Origin of the sequence: Methanoregula sp. (assembly GCF_003170075.1) — an archaeon.
In the GTDB taxonomy this organism is placed as follows: Archaea; Halobacteriota; Methanomicrobia; order Methanomicrobiales; family Methanospirillaceae; genus Methanoregula.
In genome coordinates this window covers 1-4,559 of sequence record NZ_PMZU01000024.1, presented here as the reverse complement: position 1 = coordinate 4,559, position 4,559 = coordinate 1, and the positions used below count along the sequence as shown (strand labels likewise).

4 protein-coding genes are annotated in these 4,559 nt (G+C 53.9%); all 4 read right to left on the bottom strand.

Annotation, left to right across the window (positions count from 1 at the left end; translation table 11 throughout):
- Positions 1–490: 490 nt before the first annotated feature.
- Genes QZN75_RS02465 through QZN75_RS02450 form a run of 4 tightly spaced genes read right to left on the bottom strand, consistent with a single transcriptional unit; the run spans position 491 to position 4,532 of the window.
- Positions 491–1,930, bottom strand: a complete 1,440-nt coding sequence (locus tag QZN75_RS02465) for a nucleotide sugar dehydrogenase (protein ID WP_292424294.1) — start codon at positions 1,928–1,930, stop codon at positions 491–493.
- Between the two features lie 2 nt (positions 1,931–1,932).
- The gene (locus QZN75_RS02460) at positions 1,933–2,850 is read right to left on the bottom strand and encodes a Gfo/Idh/MocA family protein (protein ID WP_292424292.1); all 918 of its coding nucleotides are present in this window, start codon (positions 2,848–2,850) and stop codon (positions 1,933–1,935) included.
- Positions 2,851–3,936, bottom strand: coding sequence for a DegT/DnrJ/EryC1/StrS aminotransferase family protein (locus QZN75_RS02455; RefSeq protein WP_292424296.1), 1,086 nt, complete (start codon positions 3,934–3,936; stop codon positions 2,851–2,853). It lies immediately after the preceding gene.
- A complete protein-coding gene (locus QZN75_RS02450) occupies positions 3,936–4,532 on the bottom strand; it encodes an acyltransferase (RefSeq protein WP_292424290.1) in 597 nt (198 codons plus the stop codon). The genes QZN75_RS02455 and QZN75_RS02450 overlap by 1 nt, the downstream gene beginning before the upstream one ends.
- Positions 4,533–4,559 lie beyond the last annotated feature (27 nt).

Genomic DNA, 4,559 nt, shown 5'->3' with positions numbered 1-4,559 from the left:
CTCACGACCCTCCGTCGTGGAAATCCACCCTTAAATCCCCGTTTTCCCGGCAAACCGGGCCCGAAAAACCGCCCGATTTTGACCCCCGCATTAGAAGGCCGCCAGGGCCCTTTCCGTGGCAGATGTCCCCTTGAGAGACTCCAAGTATGCCCAAAACCAAAACTCACCCATATTTTGGGGGTCAAAATCGGGGGACAATACGGCGGCATTTTCTCAAAAAAACCCCAAATTGAAGACTCCCGGATCACACCCAAATCCGGGCGTTTTACGGGGTTTTCTGGAGCGTGAATCCGGCAATCGGAGCCCGATACGGGCTTTTTTTCCCGGTACAGACATCCCCGTCCGGGCCCAGAACAAGGCTGGATCCGGGGGTATCAGGAGAGACCCCAAAGGAAAACGAGAGAAACGATCCGGGTGTGGCGGATATTCCGGTCCTCTCCGGTTCATTGAAATACGGACGGGCGCTCATTATGGAAATAATCTCTATGGATCAGATCTCCACAATCGCATGCCCGTTCTTGTCCCCGCGCCCGATACCTTTGTAAACAAATCCCTCGGCAATAAACGCATCCGGATCGATCACGTTCCTCCCATCAATAATCACCGGCCGGGAAGTTCCGCATAACTTCCTGATCGCGAGTGGATCGAAATTTTGGTACTGGGAATGACCCGTGAAGACGACCACGGCATCCGCATGCGAAAGAACCGTTTCAAGATCGTGTTCGATAGTAACCCCGGGGGAGGACGTGACCCAGGGATCATGGACTGCAACCGTTGCCCCGGCCTCTGTTGCACGATCCCGGAACGATTCTGACGGGGGGTCCCTGGCATCATCAGAATTTGCGATAAATGCCCAGCCGAGCAGTGCTATCTTCGCCCCCCGGAGGTGTTTTCCCGCACGTTCCAGGCCCTGCTGTGTCAGGTTGAGCATATGTGCGGGCATGAAGTCGTTGATGTGGCGGGCAAGAATATAGAGCGAGGGCTCTCCTGCCGGGTAATCAAGGAGACCCTTCCCTAGGACCTGCACGCCCCGCTCAAGGTGGAAGGTATCCTTGGTCAGGCAGTGGCCGCCGACACCCGCACCCGGCCAGAGCAGGGCCCGGGTGATCCCTTCGCCCTTGAGGCTGTCGACCCCGGCGCGGACATCGTATACGTTGATACCCATTGCCTCGCAGTACAGGGCAAGTTCGTTGATGGCCGCGATCTGGAGGTCCCGGAACGTATTTTCCGCAGTCTTGGTTACTTCCGCTGCGGTCGCGGTCATCGGGATCACCCGGCCTTTCGTAAGGATGGGCGAATATAATTCCGTTGCCCGGATCGTGCTTGCCTCATCGATACCCCCGACGATCCGGTCATGCTCCCGGAGATTGCGGAGGAGCCTTCCTACCATCACCCGTTCCGGTGCATGGGCCAGCGCAAAGTCAACCCCGGCTTTGAGGCCCGACTCTTGTTCCAGGATCTCCCGGGCAAGCCCGTTCGTTGTTCCCGGGGTCACGGTCGATTCCAGGACAACAAGCATCCCCGGGCGAAGGTTGCGGCCCACATTTTTCAGCCCGTCTTTTAATGCGGAAAAATCCGGCAGGAGATCTTTCTTGTTCAGAAACGGTGTCTGGATGGAGAGCGTGACGGCGTCAAGCTCCGAGATCTTCGAATAATCCGAAGTACATTCGAAGTTTCCTGCAGTGACGACCTGCCGGATCAGGTCTTCAAGGCCCGGTTCTTCGCCTTTTAAGGGGCTCTCGCCCCGGTTGAGCATCGCGATTTTGTACCCGGATGTTGCCGATGCACGCTGGAAGCCGTACACCTTGTCAAACTGCGGGGCGTTCGCAAACAGCATTGCGGCAGGAATGCCGACATATCCCATACCGACAACACCGATCTTTTTGATCGCTTTGCGCTCGGCGATCTCCGATGCCAGCAAACGGGACATAATCATGCTGCCTTTACAAAATTCCTGGTAATTTTTTCGCAGACCTGCAGGTTGAACAGGCCTTGCTCCGGGGTAACCGGGAATTTTTTGCCGGATTTGACACATTCGAGGAATGTCGAGAGTTCCCGCTTCAGCGGCTCCTGCTTGTTCACGAGCACCTTCTCGATAATATTTTCCTGCACATACCGGTCATGCTCAATATTGTACTGCCCGGGCTTCCGGTAAACGGCAATCTCCTGGTTCATGTAGTCGCCTTCAATCGTGCAGTCCTCCTGCTCGATATAGATGAGCCGGATCTTCTTCGAGGATTTCCTGCTCGCCGACATGTAGACTGTTGTTCCGTTTATGGCAAACAGCGCCCCGCACACATCGGGAGTGCCGGAACTTCTCACAAAATACTTTTCCTGCGGGAAAAGGTTAAAGATGACATCGATGTCGTGGATCATGAGGTCTTCCACGATCGACGTCCCGGTGACCCGGGCGGATGCCGGGTTGTGGCGTTTTGTCTCGATGTAGAGAGGATTATGGATCATGCGCCGGATTTCATCGATGATCGGGTTAAACCGCTCAATGTGTCCCACCCCGACGGTCAGGTCCTTTGGGACTGTTTTGATCAGCGCTTCTGCCTCTGCTGATGTCTGGCAGATCGGTTTCTCGATCAGGGCATGGACTCCGGCAGAAAAAACCTTTTGTGCAACATCGTGATGAAACGGGGTAGGAACACAGATGCTGACGGCTTCACAGGAATCCAGGAGCTCATCCATCGACGAAGCAACATGGGCATCAACTTTCTTCCCCAGTTCTTCAGACGCCTTTGTATTCAGGTCAAATAGGTGGAGGTTACCTGCGGATTTGAGTTCTGAATACACCCTGGCATGGTTTTTTCCCATCGCCCCAACGCCAATAACGCCGACATCCATTTATATCACCTCATTAACCGTATCGCAGATGTACTTCAGCTGTTCATCCGTTACCAGCGGGTGGACCGGCAGGCTCATCACTTCGCTTGAGAGTTCCAGGGCAACGGGGCATGATGTATCGGCCGACTGGTACACCGGCTGGCGGTGAATCGGGATCGGGTAATGCACCGCTGTGCCTATCCCTTTTGCTTTTAAATCCTGCATAAGTTGTTCACGTGTCAGGCTAAATTCCTTTGTTACCCTGACAACATACTGGTGGAAGACATGCGTGCAGTCCTTTCTCCTGGCAGGCAGTACTATCCGGGTTCTTTTCAGGTGACGGTCATAGTAATCGGCGTTATGCAGCCTTCTTTTATTAAAGCCATCCAGTTTTTTGAGCTGTGCTGATCCGATCGCAGCCCCGATATCAGTCATACGGTAATTATAGCCAAAGGATGTGTGGAGGTATTTTTCACTCTGGCCATGGTTGATAAAACGGCGGATCTTCGCAGCATAGTCTGCATCATTGGTGGTAACCATGCCCCCTTCGCCGGTGGTCATATTCTTCGTGGGATAGAAGGAGAAGCATCCAGCTTTTCCGAGTCCTCCGACCTTTTTTCCTTTATAGACAGAACCATGTGCCTGGGCCGCGTCTTCGATAAGGATTGCATTATGGTCCAGACATAATTCCCTGATGGGATCTACATCGAATGGCTGGCCGAACAGGTGCACACCGATGACCGCTTTTGTGGACCGGGTAAACAACGCATGGGCGGATTCCGGATCGATGGTAAAATAATCCGGGTCAACGTCAGCGAAAACCGGCCGGGCCCCGCACATCGACACGCAGGTTGCCGTTGCAATAAAGGAAAACGAGGGGACAATAACCTCGTCCCCGGCACCGATTCCTGCCGAAGCCAGTGCTGCATGAAGCGCTGCAGTACCATTATTCACGGCAATCGCATGCCGGGCTTCGCAGTACCTGGCAAATTTTTCTTCAAACGCTGCGACCTCGGGACCCTGGGCCAGCATACCGGAGCGCAGGACCCGGGTCACTGCTGCTATCTCTTCTTCACCCGCCCGTGGCTGGGCTATGGGGATCTGCATCATGATCGTCTCATCTCTTTTGGGAGCGCACGGAACCGGGCGGGTGAACCAAGTGCGAGCATGCCGGCCGGTACATCTTTTGTCACCACAGATCCCGCAGCCACCGCTGCACATTTTCCTATGCGGACTCCCGGCAGGATGGTGACATTGCCCCCGATGGTCGCATTATCCTCTAAGATCGGTCCTTTGAGTTCAGGTATGCCGAAGGGGGGATAGCGATCGTTTGTCAGGATCGAGTTCGGCCCGATAAAAACGCCGTCCCCGATTTCAGTATTCGTAGGGATAAATACCATGCTCTGGATTCGCACATTGCTGCCGATCGCACAATTTCCCTCAATAATCGTGGAAGTCCCGATCGCAGTATTATTGCCGATTGTCGTCTTCTCACGGATTATTACATTGTGGCCGGTGGAAAAATTATCCCCGATAGTAACGGTACAATAGATGACGGTCCCTGTCCGCAATACAGCGTTATTCCCGATGACAGTTCCCGGGTACTTTTTTTTACCCAGGAACTCCCGTGACGGGAACCCGAGGATGACAGGTTCAAAAATCTGTGCTCCGTTACCGATTGTGTTCTGTCCGTATTGATTCATTTGTCACCTTATCGTAAAGATTGAGGT

Excerpts from the sequence above, each read along its gene's own strand:
- QZN75_RS02465 (WP_292424294.1), bottom strand. The coding sequence starts at position 1,930 with ATGTCCCGTTTGCTGGCATCGGAGATCGCCGAGCGCAAAGCGATCAAA.
- QZN75_RS02460 (WP_292424292.1), bottom strand. The coding sequence starts at position 2,850 with ATGGATGTCGGCGTTATTGGCGTTGGGGCGATGGGAAAAAACCATGCC.
- QZN75_RS02455 (WP_292424296.1), bottom strand. The coding sequence starts at position 3,936 with ATGCAGATCCCCATAGCCCAGCCACGGGCGGGTGAAGAAGAGATAGCA.
- QZN75_RS02450 (WP_292424290.1), bottom strand. The coding sequence starts at position 4,532 with ATGAATCAATACGGACAGAACACAATCGGTAACGGAGCACAGATTTTT.